Source organism: Streptomyces sp. NBC_00582, from assembly GCF_036345155.1.
Taxonomy (GTDB): domain Bacteria; phylum Actinomycetota; class Actinomycetes; order Streptomycetales; family Streptomycetaceae; genus Streptomyces.
In genome coordinates, this window is record NZ_CP107773.1 from 296488 (window position 1) to 317461 (window position 20974).

Sequence of the window (20974 nt, forward strand, 5' to 3'; positions counted from 1 at the left end):
GTTAGGCCCCGTTCCGTGCGGTGATCGTGCCGTCGGCGAGACCGGCGTAGAAGCGGACGTTGGCGGTGAACAGGTCCTCGGTGCGCGCCTGGGTGTCGACGCGGCCCTCCTCCGTCATGACCGCGCCGTGACGGGCGTACTGCAGCGGGTTCTGGCTGATCAGGTACAGCCGTCCGGGGAACAGCGCCTTGAGAGTGGCAATGCGGTCAGCGCGGCTCGCCCCGGTGAGGACCATGGGCAGGTCGGGCGGAAGCGTGGCGGCCAGGTAGGTCAGCCCGGGCACCGCCATTTCCTCCCAGTCGGCCTGGGTGCGGAAGGTCTGCAGGTTCATGGCGAGGGCGGGCGGGAGGGTGGGGGACTCGTCGAGCCAGTCCAGGTAGCGGTCGAGGTCCTCCAGCCGCAGCCAGTAGATGTTGGGGACTGCGGTGACCCCTGCGGAGGAGAGCTCGGCGGCGAGCATCAGGTTGCGCCGCATGTTGATCAGGTTCTCGGCGCGGGGCTGATTGAAGTACATCGACGCGTTCGGGGTGAGGACGAGGTCCCACTCCTGGGCGGCGAGCATGTCGGCGAAGCCGTCGGCCTTGCGCCGCGTCCAGTAGGCCTCCACGAGCGGGTCCTCCGCGTAACCGCTGAGGATCGCCTTCTGATCGGGGCGCAGGTCCAGGAACTGGTGGGCGGTCTTGCCCTCCCACCGCGGGAACAACTTGTGCGTCTTGGGGCTGATGACACGGCGCAGCCCGAGAGCGTAGGCGGGCCACTTCAGCTGGGCGTCGAGCGTACGTACGTCGTGCCCGTCGACCTGCGGGGTGAACAGGGGCAGGTCGGGAAGGGCTCCCGGTACGCGGAGCCCGGTGAAGTGCATGGTGCCGCCGATGTCCTTCATCCAGGCTTCGCGATCGGGGCGGGTGCCGCAGCGGATGGGGCAGCGGGTGCAGGCCAGGCCCGGCTCGCTCCCGGGGGCCGGGTCTTCGGCACGGGCACAGCCGCAGTACTCGCAGCTGGAGGTGCAACCCGAGCAGACGGGCTCGACCGCACGGGGGTTGTCCATGAAGAAGGGGCAGTTGTTGCAGTCGCAGCCGGACGCGGGGGCCGGAACCGGCTGCCCGATTCCGGGCATGGGCAGGGAGACAGTCATGCGACAGTCCTTTCAGCGCCGGCGCTGGTGTGGCGCTGGAGGTCGGTCAGGAGCATGCGGAGTGAGCCCGCGTCGAATCGGTGCAGGGTGCGGCCCTCGGCCAGCTGAGAGTTGAGGGCCCGCAGCCCTTCGAGGGCGGAGGCGAGGACGGGCGGGTCGACGGGGTCGGCCGTGTCTTCCGGCTCATCGCCGACCGGCGCCTCTTTGCCCAGCTCCGTTCCGGCCGCCTGCGCGGAGGGATCCTGCTGGCCGGGCTGCCCGGGTGAGTCGGCAGGGTCCAAGGCCTCGCGCGTACCGTTCCGTTCGGACGGGATCCACTGACCGGCTTCCTCGATCGCCGCGGAATTGATCTCGCCCTCACCGTTCTCGGGCGTCGGCCGGGTCAGCGCTGCGGCCCGCTCGGCGTTGGCCTGTTCGTACGAGGTGACCGCAGCAGTGGCAGCGGCCTCGGCTGGCATCTCCGGATTCGTGGCCTGAGTCCGGGTGGCGGCGGACAGCAGGTCGGTGCGGCCCAGACGCTTGACGGCTTGCCACAACTCGTTGGCGGCTTCGCGGCGGCCGCGGCTGAGTCGGGCCAGGTTCGTGCGCGCGGCGAGCGCGACCTGGTGCTGGTCCATGTCCGCGGACAGCTCCCGCGGCAGAGTCCGGAAGGCGGCCACGACCTCGCGTGCGCGCCGCGGGGTGATCTGCAGGCCGAGCCGGCGCAGCACGAGGTTCCACGGAGCGGCGAGGTTGGCGTCGCTGCCGCGCAACTTTTCCAAGGCTTCGAAACGGGCCACCGGGTCTTCCAGCCGCTGGATCTCCTCGCTCACCTCGATGCCGGCGTTGTCGAGCTGGGTGCGCAGGATCGCGCTGCGTTCGAGCAGCAGGGCGCCGGCGAGTTCGCCGGGCTGAAGGTCCTCGCGCGCGAGGTTTTCCACCAGTTGCCAGGTACGGCGGTCCTCATCGCTGATGGGACCCGGGCAGATGACAGCGGGCAGTTTCTCGAAATGCGGGTTGTCCGGCTGGTTCACAGCGCCCCAGCGGCAGGCGCGGTAGCGGCGCTCGCCGATCACCAGGCGCCGCTGGACACGGTCGTCGGGGCCGGGCAGCTCCTCCACCAGGACGGGATGGAGAACGCCGACGGCTGAGATCGAGGTGATCAGGTCGGCGAGCCCCTCGGGGCTGGTGCTCGGGCCGGGGCCACGCCCCTGCACGTCGGTGTAGACGGAGCCACGCATCGGCAGCATCTCGAAGCGACGCTGGCGCAGTTGATCCGAGCTGTCCAGCGCCTCGGCCAGGCCCAGAACGGCGGGCGTGGGGGCCGACATTTCCTCAACGGCGGTGCTCATCGGCGGAGCCTCCTTTCACAGCTAGTCGTCAGGCGGGGTGCGCCTGGCCCCGAGGGATGGCGAGTGACAGATCAGCGCGGTTGAGGCCGGGCCGGCGGAGGTCGAGCGGGCCCCGCGGCGCCCGGATGACGCAGGAGCATGTCGGTCGAGGGGTGCCGCTCCTCGGGCGTGCCACGCAGCAGCGGGGTGAAGATCCGGCCGAAGGGGCCCTGCTCACGCAGCTGCTGGAGGGTGGTGACCCCGACCGAAAGATGCCGGGCGAGCCGCGCCAGGCGCGGGTCCACGCGCGTGAGCGTGTACAGGTCCTCGGTGCGGTCGGCGAGCCGTTTGGCCAGGGTGGGGCTGGCCGCGCCGTCGAGGATGATCAGCAGGCGCGGGAACGCCGGATAGGTGTGCTGCCACGCCGGCCGGGTCGACGCCGCGGAGCGCCGCGCACGGTCGGGGTGCTGAGGTACGAACTCATAGAGCCGTCCGTACGCGGACACCTTCTTGGCGAGGTCGGCCGTGGTCATGGTGGCCCGGTCGAGCTCGATGAACAGGTTGAGCATCGTGCGCGCCCCGCGGTGGATGTGCACGTAGTGCAGGACCGAGTCGGAGATGACGTGGTCGTCTTCGAACCGCCGCATCCCGTCACGGATGCGGTGGGCGACCTCCGGAGTCCAGGACAAGGGCGTGCAGTCATGGCCGAGCCGGCGGGCATGCGTGACGAACGCGATCCCCACCTCGTTGACCGCCAGGGTGTGGGCCTGGCGTGTGCTGGCCGCCGAATCGGGCGTGACCCGGTAGCGGCGGGAGAACACTTCCGCGGCCTGTTCCACGGCGTCGGCGCCCTCTTCGGTCAAGAACCAGACGTACGGCTGGTTGAGACGGTTGCTGCCGCTGGACTCGCCCTGGGCACGCAGGCGTTGGACCAGGCCGGCTTCTTCGAGAGTCGCGAGCTGCCGACGCAGGTAGGACGAGCCACGGGCGCCCGGAGTGAGCAGCCGGTGCAGCTGGTCCGTGGTCATGAGGCGGTGCTGGTAGAGAAGCTCCAGAGCCGACTTGGCGAGCGCCTGGAAGGACTGGACGCGCTGCGGCTGAGACAGGGGTTCATGATCGGTCAGCGTGCTCATCCCACTCGTGATCCCTTGTTCTTGACGAGGAAGGTGACGTTGTCGGGAACCGGCGCCTCCTGGGGCGGCGGGCCCGGGTCGTCGTCCGGCGGCTCCGGGCCGTCGTTGACCGGCGGCTCATCAGGCCCCTGGTCGTCGTCCGGCGGCGGGGGCGGCAGCGTGGCCAGGAACAGGCGCAGGCGGGTATCGAGCTTGCCGAGGTCGTCGAGGATGTCCCTCACCCGGCGACGACGCAGGTTCGCGTCGACCGCGGTGTCCAGGCGGTGCACGTCGTCCTCGCGCAGGTAGTCGCCGTACAGCTCCTCGACGCTCGCGCCACGCACCTGGAAGGGATCGGACTGCCCGCCGTCGAGCGTGACGGACATGACGTAGTGGTAGCGCTGCAACTGCGAGATCGTGTCCGGCGCGACCTTCTTGCCCCACCTGCGCGTGACCAGCTGCGCCTCGTCGATGTCGCTGGCCGTCGTCGACAGGATCGACAGGTTCTGCAAGAGACCCTGTCGGGTCGTCGGCGAAAGGCGCTGCGACATCTGGGTCATCGCGAGGAGCTTGACCTTGTACTTACGGAGCTGTTCGGCGATCGCGGCGAGGGTGCCCTTGCTGGCGCCGTCCACCGCGGTGAGCTCGTCGATGAACGCGTAGAAGTCCTTGCGGTCGGCAACGGGCATGGTGCGCCGAGACAGGCCGGCCCGGAACAGGTCGTAGATCAGCAGGCACGAGACAATGCGGTCGGTGTCGCCGGTGCCCGACGGGCACACGAACACAATCCGCCCGGTGTCCATGGCATGCCGGATGTCGTACGTGCTCAGCGACGAACCGAGGAAGCCCTTCAAGCTGTTGGAGCTGTCGAGTCGCTCGATGATGTTTGTGACGACAGGGGTGGCCTCGTTCGAGTATTTCGGGTAGGTATGCACCCAGAAGTCGCGCAGCGTCTTGGGCAGGTACGGCACGATCGCGTCGCGCCACACCTCGTCATTGAGCAGGGTGCGGATCTGGAAGATCGTCGGTGCCAGATCGGGCCGGCCGGCCTGCGAGAGGATCCACGACAGACGGGCGAGCGTCTCGACCGAACGCGTGAGGATCGTCTTGGCGCGGCCCGCGCTGTCGGACCAGTTCAGCGCACTCGCGAAGCCAGTGACGATCGCATTGACGATGTCGGGGATCTCCGACTCCCCGCGGTTCTCCATGGACAGCGGATTCCACGAACCGACCATCGCGTCGAGGTCCGGCGAGGTCAGGTCGATCTCCCACAGCCGCGGGGCGATCTGCGGATGCGCAAGGTACGGACGTGCGCGTTGCCAGCCGTCGCCGTGCGGGTCCAGGAACAGGATTCCGTGGCCGTTGTGGGCGAGCGCGATCGCCTGCACCAAGCTCATCTCGGTCTTGCCGTAACCGGCCTTTCCGAGGAAGAGCCCGAACAGGAGGTAGATCAAGGGCAGACCGGCCAGCCGTTCGCCGCCACCCGGCTTGGCCACCCATCCCAGCGGCAACAGGTCCGGCTGCCCAGTCCAGGTCGGCAGACTCGGGGGCGGCGGGGGGACCACGCCACCGGATCGGGCAACATTCGCCGCCATGTTGTGCTTCGTGGCGGGCTTGAGCAGGCCGGCGAGCTCCGCGCCCGTCACCCAGCTGGCTCGCCGCGGGGCGAACTCGCCCGTGGCGAAACGGCGGTCGAAACTGCGCCGGTACAGCCGCGAGTCCGCGCGGAGCCGCGTGACGAGCAGGTTCAGCCCGACCGGGCGCAGGTGGTTGTCGCCGGCCCAACCTTCGAGCGTCGCCATGATCTGTTCGAGCAGCATGCGCGGTCGCGTCGGGTCGGAGGAGCAGGTCCGGATCAGCAGCTGCAGAGCGAACACCGGATCGGCGCCGGGTCCGAACTTGCCCATGGCCGCCTTGACGTCGGAGATGCTGGGCATGCGCTGCCTCTGCGCCGGCCGTTGGCCGCCGCGACCCTGCTGGCCGCGCATCTCCGCGGCGATCTCGTTGCCCAGGAAGGCCAGGCCGCCGAAGTTGGGGCCGCCCGTGGCCTGCCTCGGAAGACCGGGGATCGCCGGCATGCTGCTCGGGTTGCGACGCGCCTGCGCCAGCAGGCGGCTGCGCCGGCGACTGACCTTGGACGGTGGTATCGGCACCAGATCCAGCACGATGTCCGCCCGCTCGCCCAGGTCCTCGCGCACGTCGGCGACGGCGGCCGCGAGCGCCTCCAACGGGTCGGGCTTGAGCGGCACCTCTCGCAAAGACAGGTAGTCGGGCAGGGCCAGAGCCAGTTCGGCGCGGGCGACGTGCTGCGTCGGCTTGTCCTTGCGGGGCTTGGGCCTGCTCGGGCCGCGCCGCTTCGCGCCGGGGGACATCGAGTTCTTGCTCACCACTGCCTCCTTTCGTTTCGTCACGCCGCGAGCGCGGTGTGGGAGTTGCTGTCGAGGTCGGCGCCGAGCCGGATCTCAGGACGGTCGGCGTCTATCGCGGCGGCGCCGACCGCGCGCATCTCGCACTGGCTGTAGCCCTGGTGGCGCAGGATCGCCGCCGCCCGAGCCGGACCCTCGACGCGCATCGTCAGAAGCCCGCCTTGGGACAGCAGCCGTACGCGCACCGCGGTCCCGCGCACCGGGGTAAAGGCCCAGCGCGACACGCTTCGCTGCGCCTGAGCCAGTTGCTTGGCGAAGCGCAGAACGTCCTCGAGTACGGGGTCGAAGCCGGTGGTCGGCAGGACCTCGAAGGCCTGCCGGTCCTTCAGTCGGCGCCGGCCGAAGCGCCGGCGTGCCACGGACACGGCCAGAACGAGGGGGGCGACCGCCACGGGTACGACGGCCAGCAGCCACACGTTGTCGGCCACCCAGGCGTAGACGGCCTCGCCGTACGCCGGCAGGTTCTGTCCGACGTCGATCAGACGGTCGATGACATCGTTCGTGGTCATCGGGTGGCTCCGGGGGGCGAAGCGGCGGGGAACAAGGTGAGGGAAGGCATGTCGGAACTCCGGGGGGCGAGGGGGAGTGCGGATGCCCATAGAGGTGTCGAAAGCGGTGACCGTGTGACATGGCTGGGCGGACTTTTTGATCGCGGAGCGGGAGCCGCTGACCTCCGATGTGCGCGGAAACGCAACTCAGCCCGCGTGCGTCCTGGCCATCCAGCCCAGTCTCCGCAGGTCAGCGCACCTAAGGCCCGACGCGCGGCCGCTGCCGGCCCTGGAACGTTGCCCAGCGGCGAACGGCGGTCGTTCCGCTCCATGGCGGCCGGGATGTCTCACCGGCGTTGCGCTTCCTACAGCGCCTCGGCCTGCCAGAACGGGGTGCGGGCCCCTGAACGGTAGACATGGAGTGTGAGCGGAATCGACGGGGAGGGCGAGGCCGAGGCCCTGCCGGAGCTGTGCGACCTGTGCGGTGTCACAGTCGACGACGACAGCGAGTGGTACGCGTCGGTCCGAGACTCGTCGGTGGTCCACGCTTTCGACCCGAAAGGCGACGGCAGGCGCCTGCTGGTGGGATGCACCAGCGAGCACCTCGAGCAGCTGATCGAGCAGTACAAACGTCGGCCGTTCATCGACGCTGAGTTGTGGGCAGGCCAGATCGGCCGGGCGATCGGGCATCATCCCCAGGGGATCAGCGCCGACGAGCTGGCGGAGGAGACTGGTCTGAACCCGGCCCAAATCGAACTCGGTGTGCTGTGGCAGAACTTCGGCGCCCTGCGCTGGCATCAACAGTTCGGAACTGGTGAAGGACCGGCCCCCGACGCGACCGACGAATGAGCGAACCGGGGCTATCCCACCGGCCTTGCGCTGTCGGGCAACATGAGCCCAAGGCCAGCGGGCGTCGCGAAGCGCAACGAGGAACGACAAAGACGCAGGTCAGCCAACACGCTTCATGACCAGAATCTGGGGCTTCCAGTACGAGAGCGGCTTCAGGCGCACCTTGAGGCCGGTCCTGGGGGCTTCGATGACCTGGCCGTTGCCCACGAACATGCCGACATGCTCGGGGCGAGAGGCGCTGCCGCGGGCGAAGAGCAGATCGCCAGGCTGGAGATCGTCAGTGGATCGCACCACGGTCCCTTGATTCACCTGGTCATACGTGGTCCGCGGCAGGTTCACACCTACGCTGGCCCACGCCATTTTCACGAGGCTTGAGCAGTCACAGCCGTTCCCCCCGGTGTACGGCGCGCGGCAGTCCCCACCGAACACGTAGGCGGTGTCCAGCGCCTTCTGCGCCGCGGCGACGGCTTGTCCGGTCCGCCCGCTACCCGCAGGCACCGGGCCGCTCTGGGTCAGGGCGTCGGTCCACTTCTTGGCGAGGCTACGGATGATCTTGACGTAGTTCTGGGTCTCCGGATACGGGGGGATCCCCCCGTACTTCTTCACCGCGTACGGCCCGGCGTTGTAGGCGGCCAACATGTTGTCTGCCTTGTCACCGGGGACACTGCGGACGTCCTTGGCGATGTCGCAGTCGTAGTCGACGGCGGCCGGCACCGCGTCGGCAGGGTCGAAGACGTCCTTGTCGCCGTCACCATCGCCGTCCTTGCCGTGCGTCGTCCATGTCCCGGGGATGAACTGCGCGATGCCACTGGCGACCGGCACCTTGACCTTCTTCCCGTCCTTCTCGACGGTCTTGAACGACTGGATCTTCGGGTCGAATCCGCTCTCCTGATACAGCTGAGCCGCCAGCAGGGCGGGTGTGACCTCGGGACACCCGTACTGGTTGATGGCCTTGTCGATCAGCGTCCGCAGCCAATCCGGAACGTCAGCGCCTTGGGATATCCCACCGCCGAAGCCGGCGTTCTCGATGCCGTTGCCCATGTTGTCGCTTCCGATCTTCGTTGCGACAGCCATCACGGTGGCGACGAGGAGGGCGCAGCAGCACAACCAGGTGATGCCGAGGCCGATGAGGATCTTCTTCACCGTGGTCTCCTCACGCGTTCACGAGCGCGCCGACTCGCCACGCGTCTGCGGAAGCGAGGTGCACCTCGAGCGCGAGCTGATCGGGGGAGTGGGTGGGCTGGTGGCCGGCTGAGTAGGTCGTGCAGGTGTAGAGGACTCGTACGAAGGCGCGGGTCATGGTCGGCGCCGGCGCTCCGTCGGGTGCGGCTACGCGGTCGATGGCGCAGGTGACGCGGGTCTTGTCGGCAACCCACTGCTGCCACAGCCGCGTGGATCGGTCGCCCGGCTCCCGCAGTTGAGTAGCGAGGTCCGCGGTGGCGTAGGCCGCGGCACGTCGCCCGGCGTCGCTGAAGGAGGTGTCGTGTCCCGGGCTCGCATCGTGCGAGGCCCAGGCGATGGCGAACTGGCGAGCCGTCTCCGCAGCCTTCGGCGGCACGGACGCCGGGGCGGGCGCCTCGTCCGGCGCTGTGGTGCCCTGTATGGAGAGAGCCGCAGAGCCGGCCGGCTCGGGCTGAGTCGGCTGCGCTTCGGAGGTGTGTGTCGAAGAGGCCGCCGGCGCGGGCGAAGCCGCGCGCGAGGCCGGACGGCCGCGGTCGACGACGAGAAGCAGGATCCCGCTGATCGCCAGGAGGGCGGCCGCGGCGAAGAGCGCGACAACCTTCACGGTGCTGGTGTTCACGGGCTCGGGCATGGGGCACCTCCTGCGGGCATGGCCGGTAAGACGGGTCAGGGATGCGCGGGGGTGAGCAGCAGGTGTCGCTCACCCCCGCGGCCAGTCAGGGGCGCCGGGGCGGGCCCGCCGGCCGCGTCGCCCGGCGGATGGGCCGGGGAGGCGGTGGTGATGCAGGCGGGGCGCCGCCGCTGGGCGAAGGCACGGGCAGCACCGGTGCGGGGATGGAGGCCGGTCCCGCCGCCGAGCGGCCGGACGGAGCGGTAGCCCCCGAGGACGGCGCAGGCCCGGGCACAGGCGGCGAGCTGGCGGCCGCGCGCACACCAGGAGGACTCGACGGGCGCGTTGGTCCGGAGATCGGTTGGGCCATGCCGAGCTGGGCGTTGGCCGCGTGACGTCCCACGAACCGCCCTGCGGTCTGCATGTTGCGCCGGTACTCGTTGCCGAAGGCGCGGGCGCCGTCGACCTTTGCCGTGACCCGCGCGCCGGCCCGGTTCTTCGCTGCTGTCAGCTGCCCCTTGACGGCGTTGGCCCGGGCGGCTGCGGCCGTCCCGCCCCGCTTGGCAGCTGCGATGCCTCGGGGGACGCCTACCGGGGCACCCACTGTCGCGAGGGTGGCGAACTTCGTGGCCTTCCAGCCGAACCGCGCTGTCGCGGCGGCGCCCTTGCCGGCCGCCAGGGTGGCCCGGCCTCCGCGGGACTGCGCCATCTTGTTCGAAGCGGCAGTGGCGAGTCGGCGGCGCAGTGCCTGCTTGGCGGCTCCTTGCGCGGCGACCTTCGCGGCTGTCGCGGCGCCACCGGTGCCCACGGCGGCCGCGGCGTTGGTGGCGAGGCGTGCGGCCGAGCGCAGGCGGCCACCGCGTTTGCCGCGCTGGGGCGTTCCCATCCACATCTGCTTGGCCGTGCGCCCAGCCTTGCCGATCGGCCTGCTGACCTTGCGGGCTTCACCGCGGGCCTCGCCGAACAGCTGCTTGATGCCCGGGGCGGTCTCGGCGTATCGGCCGAAGGAGTTGAAGACGCTCTGACGGCTGCCGCCGACGCGGGCGTTGGCCAGGCGCCGGTTCAAGTTGACGCTGACCTGCCGCGCGGTCTCCTTGATCTTCTTCTGGCCGACGATTCCCGCGACGGCAGCGAGGTCCAGGCAGATGAACTTGACGGCGAGGATCTCACCGGTGTCCGCGTCGATCAGCGCGACGATGATCACGATGAAGACCGCGAGGAACAAGATCGCGAGGATGACGCCGAGGACGGCCTTGATGATGGCCGAGACCCAGCGCCACAGAACTCCGCGGCCGCCGCCGGGCAGGATGCCCGCGGCCAGGGCCCAGTGCCCCTTGATGCCTTCGAAGGCGAGCCAGCCCTGCGCGACCAGGAAGGTGCCGGTGACCAGGACCATGAGCACGGAGACGATGATCGCCGCGAGCGCGACGAAGGCCGCCGAGAACGTCATGTCGGCCGACGCCTTCTTTGCGTCGCCCTCCTTGACCTTGCACACCTTGGTGAAATGCTCGCCCGCGTTGGTGAGTTGTGCCGCGTAGGTGGCCTCACCGGTGGGGTTGATCCTGTTGGCCTCGAAGAAGTCGATGCCCATTTGCTCGAAGTTGTACTTGACCAGCGACGCCTCGGCGAAAGCCTTTGAGCACGCAGGGTCCTTGAACGTCTTGCCGTAGAGCATCAACTGGGTCGGCTTCACGATGAACGCGTCGACCAGAGCGTCGGTGATCGGCTTGGAGACGTTCTCCGGCTTGGCGTCACCCTCCGGGTTCTGGGACAGGACGACCGCACTGACCTCCAACGAGAGGTCCTTTGCCTTCCCGATCAGGCCGTCGTCGCTCAGCAGCATCGTCGAACCGCCCGGTGAGGGCTGGTCGTGTGTGCCCAGCAGCACCTGCGCCGGTGAGAGCAGAACCGTGGTGGCGATGGCGGCGACGACCAGGGACGTGCCGGCTTCGGCGAAGCCCTTGCTGCGGTTCTTGAAGAGGATCTGCCAAGCCGCGTACAGGCCTGCGAACAGAAGGAACAGCCCGGGCAGCCCGAGGCGGTTGATGACTTGATCGCGCAAACTGGTGGCGATGTTGTCGGCGGGCTTGACCAGGATCTTCGCGAGCCCGAAGTTGAGCGCCCAGTCGATCAGCCAGCACGCGAACCCCACGAACCACTTCGCGATCCCGAAGAAGAACTGCGCCAGCAGATTCCAAATTGTCAAGTCGATGTCGGTCCAGCCGCCCGTGTCTGAGTCGACGCTGTACGCCGAGATCGGGACGCCGTCCTTGTCCTTGACGTTGAACGGCTGCAGCAGGCCGTTGGAGCCGTCCTTGGGCGATTTGCTCAGGTCCTCGACCGGCTTGTCCTCGTCACCCGGCTGAGGCGCAGGCGGTGTTACCCCGGGGCGGGGCTCCATCGGGTTGTAGGTATCTTCCGGCTTGGGCTTCGTCGTCGGCTTGTCGTCCTTGCCGTCGGCACCCCCGCCACTGCCGCCCTCCTTGCAGTACTTGTACTGAGCACTGTCGTGGGGCAGTTGGTCACACGGGTCGGGCGTGTCCTTGTCGCCGCCCGGCTTCGGAGTGGGCTTGGCGTCCGGAGCGGTGGGGGCCGGCCCGGGGCTCGGGGTGGGGACCGTGTCCGCGAAGGCGACCGCGGCGCTCAGACCCAGCAGCAGTGCCAGGGGCACGGCGATGAGCCAGATACGCAGGGCTCGCCGGCGGGGCGCGGCACGGGATGCGGATTTCATGCCAGAGCCCCTTCGAGGGGCACCGCGACGGCCGGCTCGTCCTCACCCATCTGGCCCGGCGTCGTGTGAATGGCGTCCGCAGCACCGTCGTCGGCCGGAATGAGGACCTTCATTCCCGCGATCCGCTTGCGCAGGTCCCGGTAGAGGCATTCGCCGGCGCGCAGGCCGCGCTCGGCGTCGGAGACGTTGAGCGGGCTCAGGTTCTCCGTGATCAGCTTGATCATTTCCTCGTCGTGGGGATCAAGGTCGATGAACTCGAGGCACCGGGCGGCGAGGGTCTTGGAACGGTGGCGGAAAACGAAGATGTGGGAGAGCAGCGCCCTGATCTTGTCGCCAAGCTCGTTCTTAGGCCCGATGTCGTACGGGTCGTGGCTGCCCGCGAAGGCACCCGCACCGTGTTTGCGCCCGTCGGCGATGATCTCGAGCAGCAAGTTGGAACCCTCGGCGGACGAGGTCAGCCACCAGCACTCGTCCAGGAAAACGCCGGTGAACTCCGAGGAGTTGGCGAACGCGACCTCCCGGCACAGCGCGGTGATGAGGTACATCAGGCGCCAGCCGAACCTCTTCTCAACCTCCAGGCTGCGCAGGCGGTGCTCGCTGAGCTCCTCCTTGGTCGGCAGGCCGAGCCGGTCGACGGCGAAGACGATGGAGTCGGCGTTCGTGATGCGGACGACCGGCAGGGTCGGGTCGAAAATCGTGCGGCCGAGGTCCTTCTTCGACAAGGCCCGCATCTTGCGGACGAGCTCGGAGGCCGCAGCGCGCACGGCAGCGTCGTTCGGCTCCTCCGCGTCCGGCGTCTTCGCGCGTGCAGCGAGGTTGGCGATGAGCGCGGTCATGGACGGGGCCGGGCCACGCCGGGTGGCCTCGATGCTCTCGGCGAGCGTGACGCCCTCGATCGACATGCTGGCGATGTCCAGCAGGGGCGTGAGGAACGACTCGCAGTACCGCGCCGCGCGAGGTCCGCGGAAGATCCGCAGCGGGTCGAGTGAAACGCCGGCGGTCTCATCGACCCGGATGATCTGCGTCTCGCCCGGGCAGGCCAGGGCGAACCTGGTCCATTCCTGCTGCGGCGTACGGTCAATGACCAGGGCGCGGCCGCGGCTGCGGGACTCACCGTAGCGGTGGCCGGTGGACAGAATTGAGTACATCGCCGTCTTGAGTGCGACGCTCTTGCCGGAGCCGAGCTCCCCCACGAAGGCCGCGCTCGCCGAGGCGTTGACGCGGGGCCCGTGACTGAAGTCGATCAGGACGGGACGGACACCGCCGCCGGACAACTGCAGGCCGTACAGGGAGCCGGTGTCGTCTCCGAGACTGGCGCCGCTGAACGGCATCGCCATGGCGAAGTCGCGGGCGAGCAGGTACTGGTTGAAGTCGAGAAGGGGCCGCGGGGTCTTGGTGCCGGGCAGCATGGCGTGGAAGAGGGGGACCTGGTCGCCGACCGGCCTCACCAGGGTGTAGTCGTTGCCGCCGAAGTGGTGCTTGAGGGAGTTGGCCCGCTCGTTGGCCTCTTCCGAGGTGGCGCCCCACACGCAGGTGACGACGGATGCGCGGATCTCTACCTCGGTGGATGAGGAGGTCAGCCGGTCCCGGTATTCGTCCAGTGAGAACGATGCCTTGTCCAGGGAGGCCGGAACGCCGGCGGTCTCTCCGTCGTACTCACCGCGCTGGTGCGCGAGCTCGCGCTGCTGCCTGCGGGACTTGGGCTCGGCCTTCGAGCCGGCCTCGATGTTCAGCCGGACCGCCCAGTCGACCGGGAAGCCGAAGTCATCCAGAGCGGCCAAGTACTCCGAGCCGGGGAAGCGGAAGGAGTCGGGCATTTCCGCCAGCACGCTGAAGGCCTGGTAGCTGCTGCCGAACTCGGTGGTCACCTTGGCGAAGCGGCGGCCGAACGGGTTCGAGGGCCCCTTACGGCTCTGCCCTGCGCGGCCGCCCTCGTCCAGGACGACCTGGGTGTGAGCGGCGACGGTGCGCCCGCGGCCACGCAGGCCGCGCGGTGCACCCTCTTCCGGGAGCAGCGGCTCGTCGAGACCTCGGCGCGCGGCGTGTCCGTAGATCCACAGGATTTCCGCTTCGGTGGCGGCCTTGAGCTGGATGCCGGCCGGCCAGGATGCGGCGATCCGGTTCGCCTGGAGAAGCCGCTCGGCCTCCTCATCTGCGGTGATGGGCGGCACCGGCAGCCCGAGCGCGGACATCAACTCGGCCTGCGCCGAGGAGGCGACGGCCCTGGCGGTCTGCTTGAGGTCCAGGTGCGGCAGGGGTATTGCCAGGAAGTCGACGCGGCCGGTCAGTTCGAGACCTTCCAGCTGGTCGAGGACCCTCAGCGACAGGTCGACGTATTCGGGACTCTTGTCCCAGTCCACCCCGGCAGTCATCCGCTGGACCACAGAGGCGGCGTCGACCTGCGGGCACAGGCTCAGCAACAGGACCTCACCGCGAAGGCTCTTGAACAGCGCCTCCAGGGCGTCGAGCCTCTCCCTCTTCGTTGCCTTGGACGCATGGGTGTAGTTCTCGGTGTCGACCTTCCATACGCCCCACGTGGCGGCGTTGGTCGTCCAGATGAGGTTGCCGCTGATGTGCCGGACGGGGAGACGCATGGCTGAAGTCCTTCGTGGATGAGGCGCAGGGCGCCGCTACGAGCGGGGGTGCTGGTCCTCGAGCGAGGCGAGGAGGCTCTGCAACTGGCTCCGGCCGCTCGGGCGGGGCGGCGTCGCCTGAGCCGGATCGGCGGGGCCGGCCGGCCGGGCCGAGGAGACGGCGGCCGAAGCCGGGCGGCGTGCCGGGCGGGATTGGGGCACCGCAGCCACCTGCCGCCGTTGCGGCGCCGGGGCGAGCCCGTCGGAGTCAGGGCCCCCGACGGTCCGGACGGTTGCGGTCGTCCGCGACAGCTGGGGGCGCGGGTGCCGCTGGGGGCGGCCGGCAAGCCGGCCGCCTGCGGGCGCCGAGGCGTAGATGAGCAGGGAGCGCAGCGCGCGTGCCGGATCCCGGCCGTCAACCCGCGCGTAGCGCAGCACCCAGGCCAGTCCCCAGGGGAGCGCGACCATGATGAGGATGTTCGCGAGGCCGAAATGCGCCCAGAGGGCCTGTGTGATGGCCAGAAGGCCAAAGACGACGACCATGGTGACGATCTGGGTGATCGTGTACGGGCCTCCCGGGAGCCGTCCGGCTCCCGGGAGTTTGCCGATGACGAGCGGATGCTTCCGGGCCCGGGTGTAGGAGTGCCCGACGAGGTCTTCCTCGGACGCACTCACAGCAGCGCCTTGGAGTTGCCGGAGTCCGGCCCGGGCACCTGTGGGGCAACGCTGGAGGCCTGGTCGTCGATCTCCGAGCCGACCTTCGACTGCAGGGACGGCAGGTTGGCAATGCCCCACAGGACGAGCGCGCCCAGGAGGAACGCGACGAGGGTGGCGACCCAGGACTTGGTCCTCCAGTACGCCATCGCGACGGCGGCCAGGACCATGACGCCGACGACCAGCTTGATGAGGGTGCCGATCTGGTTGGTCTTGAGCGTGGCCCAGTCGAGCAGGTCGCCGGCGAGGACGACGGTGTTCGGATCTGCGGTCAGCGTGTGCATGAACGTTTCCTCTTCGGTGGTGGGCGGACGGTGGTCAGCTGCCGGACGGTGATGCGGCGCCGCTGGGTGTGGCCGGGGCCTGGGCGTTCGGGGCGCTGGACGGCTTGCTCTGGGCAGCGGTGGCCGGGGCGTCGTCGAGGGTGGAGATCTCCCACCGCCCGGCGCGGGCGGTCAGGCCGAGCGCGTACGTGAGCGGGAAGGTGTTGCCGTCCGCGTCGGTGGCGTCGACCGAGACCAGCAGGCGCCTGCGGACGCCGTCGCTGGGGACCTTGTTGTCGGCGCTGTCGGGGGAGTCGTCCTGAACGGCGGTGAGCTTGATGGAGGAGTAGGGGGTCGGCGTCACGGGAGAGATGTGGACGCCGGGGGCGGTGTAGCGGTCCAACTCGCCCTGGCCGGCCACGTACGCCTTCAGAAATGAGGCGGCGGTATCCGATGCGGGGTCGGCGGTCCCGCTGCCGCGAGAGGTCGGGTAGCCGAGGTCACCGGGCTTGAGTGAGCGCGGCGCGGCGACCTGCGCGGGCAGGGAGACGGCCGTGTATCCGGAGGTGGCGTCGGCGGTGGAGCCGGTCGACTGCACGGCGACGCGGAAGTACTGGACTCCGGCGTCGGTGTAGCCGCCCTTCTTGGACTTCGCCGCGACGTTGACCGCGACGGTGACGGACCAGTAGCCGGAGGAGACCTCGCGGGCGTCCATCACCTGCGTGCGCAGGGCGCTGCGGGTGCCGGCAGGGTGCGTGAGCGCGATGCTGCCCGAGTAGTACGGCGCCAGGTTCTTCTCGGTGCCCTCTCCGGCTTCCAGGTAGGAGCCGACAAAGAGCTGTGCGAAGCCCGCCGGCCCGGTGGCGGCGGTCGACTTGACCGCGGCCTGCGGCTTGGGCGCGCTTTGGGCCGGTGCGGAGGAGCTGAGCAGAGCAAGGACTCCGATGACCGGGCCGGAGGCGATCAGCGTCCATGCCCCGAGGCGGGCCAGGCGCGCGAGTCCGGTCAGGCCGGCCGTGCTCGTCTTCCAGCCGGCGGTCTCCTCCGTCTCGTCCTGTTCGGCCGGCCCCCGTTCGACGGTCTCGACAGCCGCGTCCTCGGGCCACGCCTCGTTCTCCCGGCGAGCCTTTCGGCGTGAGCGCTTCACGACGCGCTCCGCTGGGCCTGCGCCGTCAGGAGTGCGGCGATGCGGGACTTCAGCTGCTCGGGGGTACGGGACTTCAGCGTCTCCCAGGACATGAGGGCGGGCTCGGAGTCGTGGTCGAGGAAGTGGCGCATCTCCTCGTGCACGGTGCGGTCGAGCGGGTCGCGCACCAGGGCGGTGCCCAGGCGGGTGGCGGTGATGCGGGCGGTGGCCACGCGGGTCTCGTCCTCGTCGGCGAGCGGGCCTGCAGCGCGAGTGGGGCCGGAGGTGTGGGCGGCAGTCATGAAGGTGCTCCCGTGAAGTCGATGGTCAGAGCGGGGAAGGGGGCCGTGCGCGGATCACCCGTAGAGGTGTGGTTTTGGTCCGCCGTGTGACAGCCGGAGGGCAAAAAGTTCAGGCGGCGGTGCGGACTGCCTGGCGCAGCGGCCGGACCGCCCGGCTGGCGCGCTGGCGCAGGCGCGCGCCTTCATTGCCCATCGACCGGCGGGTGCGCGGGGCGCGGCCGGGGACGGTGGAGGCTTCCAGGTAGTAGCTTGCGATCCGCTGGGCGTCGGAGATCGTGAGCGCCTGGATGTCGACGGCCCACATCACGAGGGAGAGAAGTTCGGCGCGGGGGTCATCGGCGCAGAGCTCGGGTTCGTCGCTGCTGACGATCTCGAGTTCGACGGCCCGCACGAGGCAGTCGGCCAGCTGCACCTGCGTCGCCGGGTCGGGGTCGCCGGCCGGCAACAGTGCGGCGGACCGGTCGCCGACGAGCGGCAGCAGCGAGTCTCCTATGTCCCGCAGGGCCGAGCGGTCGTCGTAGTCGGCCGCCATGGTCTTCTGCGCGAGGACGAGGGTGTCCATCGAGATGTTCGCGAAGACGCCCCGGGGGCGGCGCTCCAGCGGGTAGGTGCCCACGACCTCGAACAGCGCGCTGAACATCGCCGAGACGATGTCGTCCCAGCGGATTCCCTCGCGCTGCTGCGACTTGGCCATCGAGACGGTCTTCGGCAGCATGACGCGAGCCGCCGTCCGCCAGGCCAGATCCTGATCGGCGCCGGTGCCCTTGGCGCGCCGCAGCAGGATGGACATCGCCTGGTCGTGGTCCTCCCAGGCGCCGCGGCGGAACAGGGCGCTGATCTTGTCGACCACACCCTGCGGGTTCTGGGCGCCGGCGAACAGCGGGTGCTCGGCGGCCCAGTCGGCGACCAGGTCGCAGGCGCGGTGGTCGTTGGAGAGTGCCGCCCAGTCGCGGTTCAGGCTCCGAAGGGTGCTGGAGCCCTCGTCGGTGGCCGAGGCGGAAGAGGTGCTGAGGGGGCTTGTGCGGTGCGACATCCGAGACCGTCCTTAGTCATCCGGTGGGGATGCCGCTGACGATCTTTTGACCCCCCTAGTCCGCGGTCTGACCGCTCAGGCCGAGGCAGGCGGCCAAGGAAGAACGCGCTTCGCATTGCGGTGGCGCGCGCACCGGACAAGGGGTGCGGTGGACGTGCGCGCACCGGTGCGCGAGGTGGACAAGGGGTGCGCGCACGGTGCGCATCGCGCGCGCGGGCCGGCGCACCAGCGCGGATTTGGTGCGGTGCGCGGTGCGCGCGGCCGGGCGCACCGGTGCGCGCCTTCGCTGGCAGGTCCGCAACGCGCGGCGCGCCATCGGGACCTTCGCCGGGCGCACCGTGCGCACCTCGCCCGGCGACAGTGCCACCTGCCGAACGGAAGGCCGGCGCGCGCGGCGCGCCAGTTCCCTGCCTCCCGCCCCGCGGCAGCGGTGCGTCCACCGCCTTCTGCTGACGCAGCGTGATGCACGCGAAGGGCGGGCCCCGTGAGCGATGTTTCCCCTGAGACCCGCTGCGGTCGGGCCGCGTCCTACCCGGACCAGGGCGACAGCTGGCCGGTAGCGAACCTGGTCAAGGAATGACGCGCCAGGCCGCAGCGGTGGACAAGGGGCGGAAGGAAGGCTTCCGCAAGCTGGACAAGGGGCGACCGCCGCGTGGTCATCAACCTGGACAAGGGGTAATCCGCCACGGGTGCATCGGAATTGGGGAGTACATCCGCATCACTGACGACTACAGCACGTCACAAGCGGGACAGCTCCGTGAAGCCCCTTCGAGCCGCGTCCGATCAGTTGACCGACCGGTGCGCTCGGCACCGCGCGCGGGAGCCCGGTCGCCGCCGACCGGCTTGGCGGCGCGCCGCGTGGGTCGACCGCGTACGCGCCGCGCGCCTGCCACAAGCGCACGTCGGTGGGCACCGCGCGCGCCGCGCGCGACGACGTCACCCGGCGGCGCACCGAGGAGGCAGGCCCGCACTCCAACGCGCGCTTCGGCGCGCGCACGAGTGCGGACGAGGCGGCTGGTCATCGTCCGGCCACCTCGGCGAGAAGTTCCTTCGCCCGGTGCCGCGCGCACACCGGCCGGGTCGGCAACGCCAACCGCTCACAGGTCTCCCCGGGCCACCCAACGCACCGCTCCGAGGCGCGCTGGCGCTCCGGCGACGTGGAGGCGGCCGGCGCACGCAGTTGCTCCCGGCACGGCTTGCAGAGCTGATCACCGAGCGCGGGGCCGAGCAGGTTGATCCGGCAGCCACAGTCCCGGCAGACCGAGCGGCGCGGAGCCGGGAGCACGTGTTCAGGAGCCGGACGGGACGCCACCGACGGAACGCACTGCGTGCATGGTGTCCCCGGTCCGCCGAGGCCGTGGTCGGGGCACTGGCCGAGCTCGATCCGGTGGAGCCGTAGGCGTTCCCAGCGCCGTGTAGTCGCGACGTCGGAGCATGCCGCGCAGGCCTCGCCGCTCGGCCACATCACACCGGACTCACAGGCCTGGTGGCCACAGCCCCACCGTGGCAGCGCGACCCCCATCAGCCATCGGGCGGGGTCCTTGATGTCCGACATCAGCACGCTCGCGAATCGCGCCGTCAGCCGTTGGCGGAGCCGGAGGACGTCGCAGCCGTGATCGAGTTGGCGCCCGACCTCGCGGGCAATTCGCCGCTGCATGAACGTGTTCGCCTGCCGGTACAGCGGCTGCACGGGCTCAAGGACTTCGACGATCCGCGGGTGCAGCGTCAGCGCAGGGCCGTCGTAGCTGGCCCGAGTGGCTTGGCCATCCTGGGACAGCGCTCGTTTGGCACCCGCGCGGAGCGCGAGTTCTCCCTCGGTCCCACCATCTCGCGCAGGGCATGAGCCGGAGTTATCCACAGGTGAAGCGCCCTTTACCACCTGTACTTCGCCTACGGCGGGTGAGTCAGGGCGGCGCTCGTCATCAGGTCGGTCAGTTCTCTGGTCTTCCCTAGTCGCGAGCGAACCTTCACCGGGCGCCACACCCGATCCCTCATCAGGTTGCGAAGACGCCGAGTCGGCTTCCGCCGCCGTCGAGGGCGGCGATGTCTGCGGCGCGGGGGGGACGTCGTGCGCGATGAACTGGTGCCGGCCCCGTACCCCGGCCCGCCGCAGCACCGTGATCCACCCGGTTGCTTCGAGCGCGTCAACGACCTTTCCCGCGGCCGCCGCCGACAGCGCTGTGCCCGCGCGCGCACCGGAGTGGTGGTACAGGTGGCCGGCCAACTCGCCCTCGGTGAGCGGGATGCGCTGGACCTGGGCGAAGCAGAGCACCGCGAACGCACGAAGCTCCCGCGGACTGAGGTCTTCGCAGGCGGCGACGGGCAGCCAGATGAAGCGCTCGTCCCGCCGCATCGGACGCACGCGACGCCGGGCCGTGGTGCCGGATCCTCCCGGCAGAGACCGGCGCTGGTTGAGCGGTAGTTCGATGACCCCATCCGGACCCGGCCTGCGCAGCTGGGCGATGCCGCGTTCGACGGACGAGCGCGACAGCCCGAGGTAGGAGGCGAGAACCGTCATCCCTGCGGTGCAGCCCTCCGGACGCTGGCCGAGCGCCTTGATCTTCATGTAGACGGTCAGGGCGACGTCGGCGTAGTGCGCAGACTCCACCAGGCGCATCGGCACCTTGACGCGCTGGCGCCGTACGGGTCCCTGGTTACGGGACACGCGGGAAGAGCCCGACGCCTGCTGTGGCAGGACCGGAATGGGCGGGTCGATGGTAGCGAGGAGTACAGAACTGGACACACTTCTCCCGCACGCCGTCGGCGGGGTGACGAACCGTCGACGAGGTGCTCGAGTCGCCGTCCTCCCGGCTGTGCGGAGAAGACGGCCTTGCAGATATGGGACCAGGCGCCCGGCTGCGGTCAGAGGGTGTCAACCCTGCGGCTGCATCCGTGCACAGTGATGTGCCGGACGCTCGCCTGCTGACGCACGGCATGCCGTGCAGCTGGGCGCGGAAAGCCCATGGCCAAGGTGTGGAGCGAGGGGCGAAGCCCCTTGTCCGGACCCCTTGGCCGCGGGGGCGGGTTCAGCGCGCGGTGCCTGGTGGACATGGCGCGGAAGGCGCCGCCAGCAGGTCGCGTGAGCAGGCCGCCCCGGGGCCGCGCACAGAAGTGGATGAC

At 69.9% G+C, this 20974-nt stretch carries 16 protein-coding genes; 1 reads left to right on the top strand and 15 read right to left on the bottom strand.

All coding sequences use genetic code 11. From position 1 onward, the window contains the following. Position 1: 1 nt before the first annotated feature. From OG852_RS50530 to OG852_RS50550, 5 genes are all read right to left on the bottom strand, one after another. The gene (locus OG852_RS50530) at positions 2–1135 is read right to left on the bottom strand and encodes a DUF4417 domain-containing protein (protein ID WP_330351882.1); all 1134 of its coding nucleotides are present in this window, start codon (positions 1133–1135) and stop codon (positions 2–4) included. Next, entirely contained in the window at positions 1132–2466 is a 1335-nt protein-coding gene (locus OG852_RS50535; protein ID WP_330351883.1) for a ParB N-terminal domain-containing protein, read from the bottom strand. The genes OG852_RS50530 and OG852_RS50535 overlap by 4 nt, the downstream gene beginning before the upstream one ends. 71 nt (positions 2467–2537) lie before the next feature. After that, positions 2538–3578 (bottom strand): replication-relaxation family protein, encoded by a 1041-nt coding sequence (locus OG852_RS50540; RefSeq protein ID WP_330351884.1) that lies wholly within the window; start codon positions 3576–3578, stop codon positions 2538–2540. Continuing rightward, positions 3575–5944 (bottom strand): ATP/GTP-binding protein, encoded by a 2370-nt coding sequence (locus OG852_RS50545; RefSeq protein ID WP_330351885.1) that lies wholly within the window; start codon positions 5942–5944, stop codon positions 3575–3577. The genes OG852_RS50540 and OG852_RS50545 overlap by 4 nt, the downstream gene beginning before the upstream one ends. Before the next feature lie 20 nt (positions 5945–5964). Beyond that, positions 5965–6492: a hypothetical protein gene (locus OG852_RS50550; protein WP_330351886.1), complete on the bottom strand. Its 528-nt coding sequence runs from the start codon at positions 6490–6492 to the stop codon at positions 5965–5967. Between the two features lie 402 nt (positions 6493–6894). Here OG852_RS50550 and OG852_RS50555 point away from each other — a divergent pair, with 402 nt between their 5' ends. Then, positions 6895–7320, top strand: a complete 426-nt coding sequence (locus OG852_RS50555; RefSeq protein WP_330351887.1) for a hypothetical protein — start codon at positions 6895–6897, stop codon at positions 7318–7320. A 99-nt stretch (positions 7321–7419) separates the two neighbouring features. On the opposite strand, the gene OG852_RS50560 is transcribed toward OG852_RS50555, so the two are convergent. The 10 genes from OG852_RS50560 to OG852_RS50605 form a co-directional block, all read right to left on the bottom strand. After that, on the bottom strand, positions 7420–8463 hold the full coding sequence (locus OG852_RS50560) for a bifunctional lytic transglycosylase/C40 family peptidase (protein WP_330351888.1): 1044 nt from the start codon (positions 8461–8463) through the stop codon (positions 7420–7422). A gap of 10 nt (positions 8464–8473) precedes the next feature. Then, on the bottom strand, positions 8474–9133 hold the full coding sequence (locus OG852_RS50565) for a hypothetical protein (protein WP_330351889.1): 660 nt from the start codon (positions 9131–9133) through the stop codon (positions 8474–8476). 85 nt (positions 9134–9218) lie between these two features. Then, positions 9219–11843, bottom strand: a complete 2625-nt coding sequence (locus OG852_RS50570; protein ID WP_330351890.1) for a hypothetical protein — start codon at positions 11841–11843, stop codon at positions 9219–9221. Then, positions 11840–14437: an ATP-binding protein gene (locus OG852_RS50575; RefSeq protein WP_330351891.1), complete on the bottom strand. Its 2598-nt coding sequence runs from the start codon at positions 14435–14437 to the stop codon at positions 11840–11842. Before OG852_RS50575 ends, OG852_RS50570 begins: the two co-directional genes overlap by 4 nt. Positions 14438–14473: 36 nt before the next feature. Next, a complete protein-coding gene (locus OG852_RS50580) occupies positions 14474–15091 on the bottom strand; it encodes a hypothetical protein (RefSeq protein ID WP_330351892.1) in 618 nt (205 codons plus the stop codon). Beyond that, positions 15088–15414: a hypothetical protein gene (locus OG852_RS50585; RefSeq protein WP_330351893.1), complete on the bottom strand. Its 327-nt coding sequence runs from the start codon at positions 15412–15414 to the stop codon at positions 15088–15090. The genes OG852_RS50580 and OG852_RS50585 overlap by 4 nt, the downstream gene beginning before the upstream one ends. A gap of 34 nt (positions 15415–15448) precedes the next feature. Next, positions 15449–16540, bottom strand: coding sequence for a conjugal transfer protein (locus OG852_RS50590; protein ID WP_330351894.1), 1092 nt, complete (start codon positions 16538–16540; stop codon positions 15449–15451). After that, on the bottom strand, positions 16537–16821 hold the full coding sequence (locus OG852_RS50595) for a hypothetical protein (protein ID WP_330351895.1): 285 nt from the start codon (positions 16819–16821) through the stop codon (positions 16537–16539). Before OG852_RS50595 ends, OG852_RS50590 begins: the two co-directional genes overlap by 4 nt. 109 nt (positions 16822–16930) lie before the next feature. Further along, the gene (locus tag OG852_RS50600) at positions 16931–17854 is read right to left on the bottom strand and encodes a hypothetical protein (RefSeq protein ID WP_330351896.1); all 924 of its coding nucleotides are present in this window, start codon (positions 17852–17854) and stop codon (positions 16931–16933) included. Positions 17855–18872: 1018 nt separating this feature from the next. After that, positions 18873–20471 carry a hypothetical protein gene (locus OG852_RS50605; RefSeq protein WP_330351897.1) on the bottom strand — a complete coding sequence of 533 codons (1599 nt, stop codon included), beginning with the start codon at positions 20469–20471 and terminating at the stop codon, positions 18873–18875. Positions 20472–20974 lie beyond the last annotated feature (503 nt).

Excerpts from the sequence above, each read along its gene's own strand:
- OG852_RS50530 (WP_330351882.1), bottom strand. The coding sequence starts at position 1,135 with ATGACTGTCTCCCTGCCCATGCCCGGAATCGGGCAGCCGGTTCCGGCC.
- OG852_RS50535 (WP_330351883.1), bottom strand. The coding sequence starts at position 2,466 with ATGAGCACCGCCGTTGAGGAAATGTCGGCCCCCACGCCCGCCGTTCTG.
- OG852_RS50540 (WP_330351884.1), bottom strand. The coding sequence starts at position 3,578 with ATGAGCACGCTGACCGATCATGAACCCCTGTCTCAGCCGCAGCGCGTC.
- OG852_RS50550 (WP_330351886.1), bottom strand. The coding sequence starts at position 6,492 with ATGACCACGAACGATGTCATCGACCGTCTGATCGACGTCGGACAGAAC.
- OG852_RS50565 (WP_330351889.1), bottom strand. The coding sequence starts at position 9,133 with ATGCCCGAGCCCGTGAACACCAGCACCGTGAAGGTTGTCGCGCTCTTC.
- OG852_RS50570 (WP_330351890.1), bottom strand. The coding sequence starts at position 11,843 with ATGAAATCCGCATCCCGTGCCGCGCCCCGCCGGCGAGCCCTGCGTATC.
- OG852_RS50575 (WP_330351891.1), bottom strand. The coding sequence starts at position 14,437 with ATGCGTCTCCCCGTCCGGCACATCAGCGGCAACCTCATCTGGACGACC.
- OG852_RS50585 (WP_330351893.1), bottom strand. The coding sequence starts at position 15,414 with ATGCACACGCTGACCGCAGATCCGAACACCGTCGTCCTCGCCGGCGAC.
- OG852_RS50595 (WP_330351895.1), bottom strand. The coding sequence starts at position 16,821 with ATGACTGCCGCCCACACCTCCGGCCCCACTCGCGCTGCAGGCCCGCTC.
- OG852_RS50600 (WP_330351896.1), bottom strand. The coding sequence starts at position 17,854 with ATGTCGCACCGCACAAGCCCCCTCAGCACCTCTTCCGCCTCGGCCACC.
- OG852_RS50605 (WP_330351897.1), bottom strand. The coding sequence starts at position 20,471 with ATGCGCCTGGTGGAGTCTGCGCACTACGCCGACGTCGCCCTGACCGTC.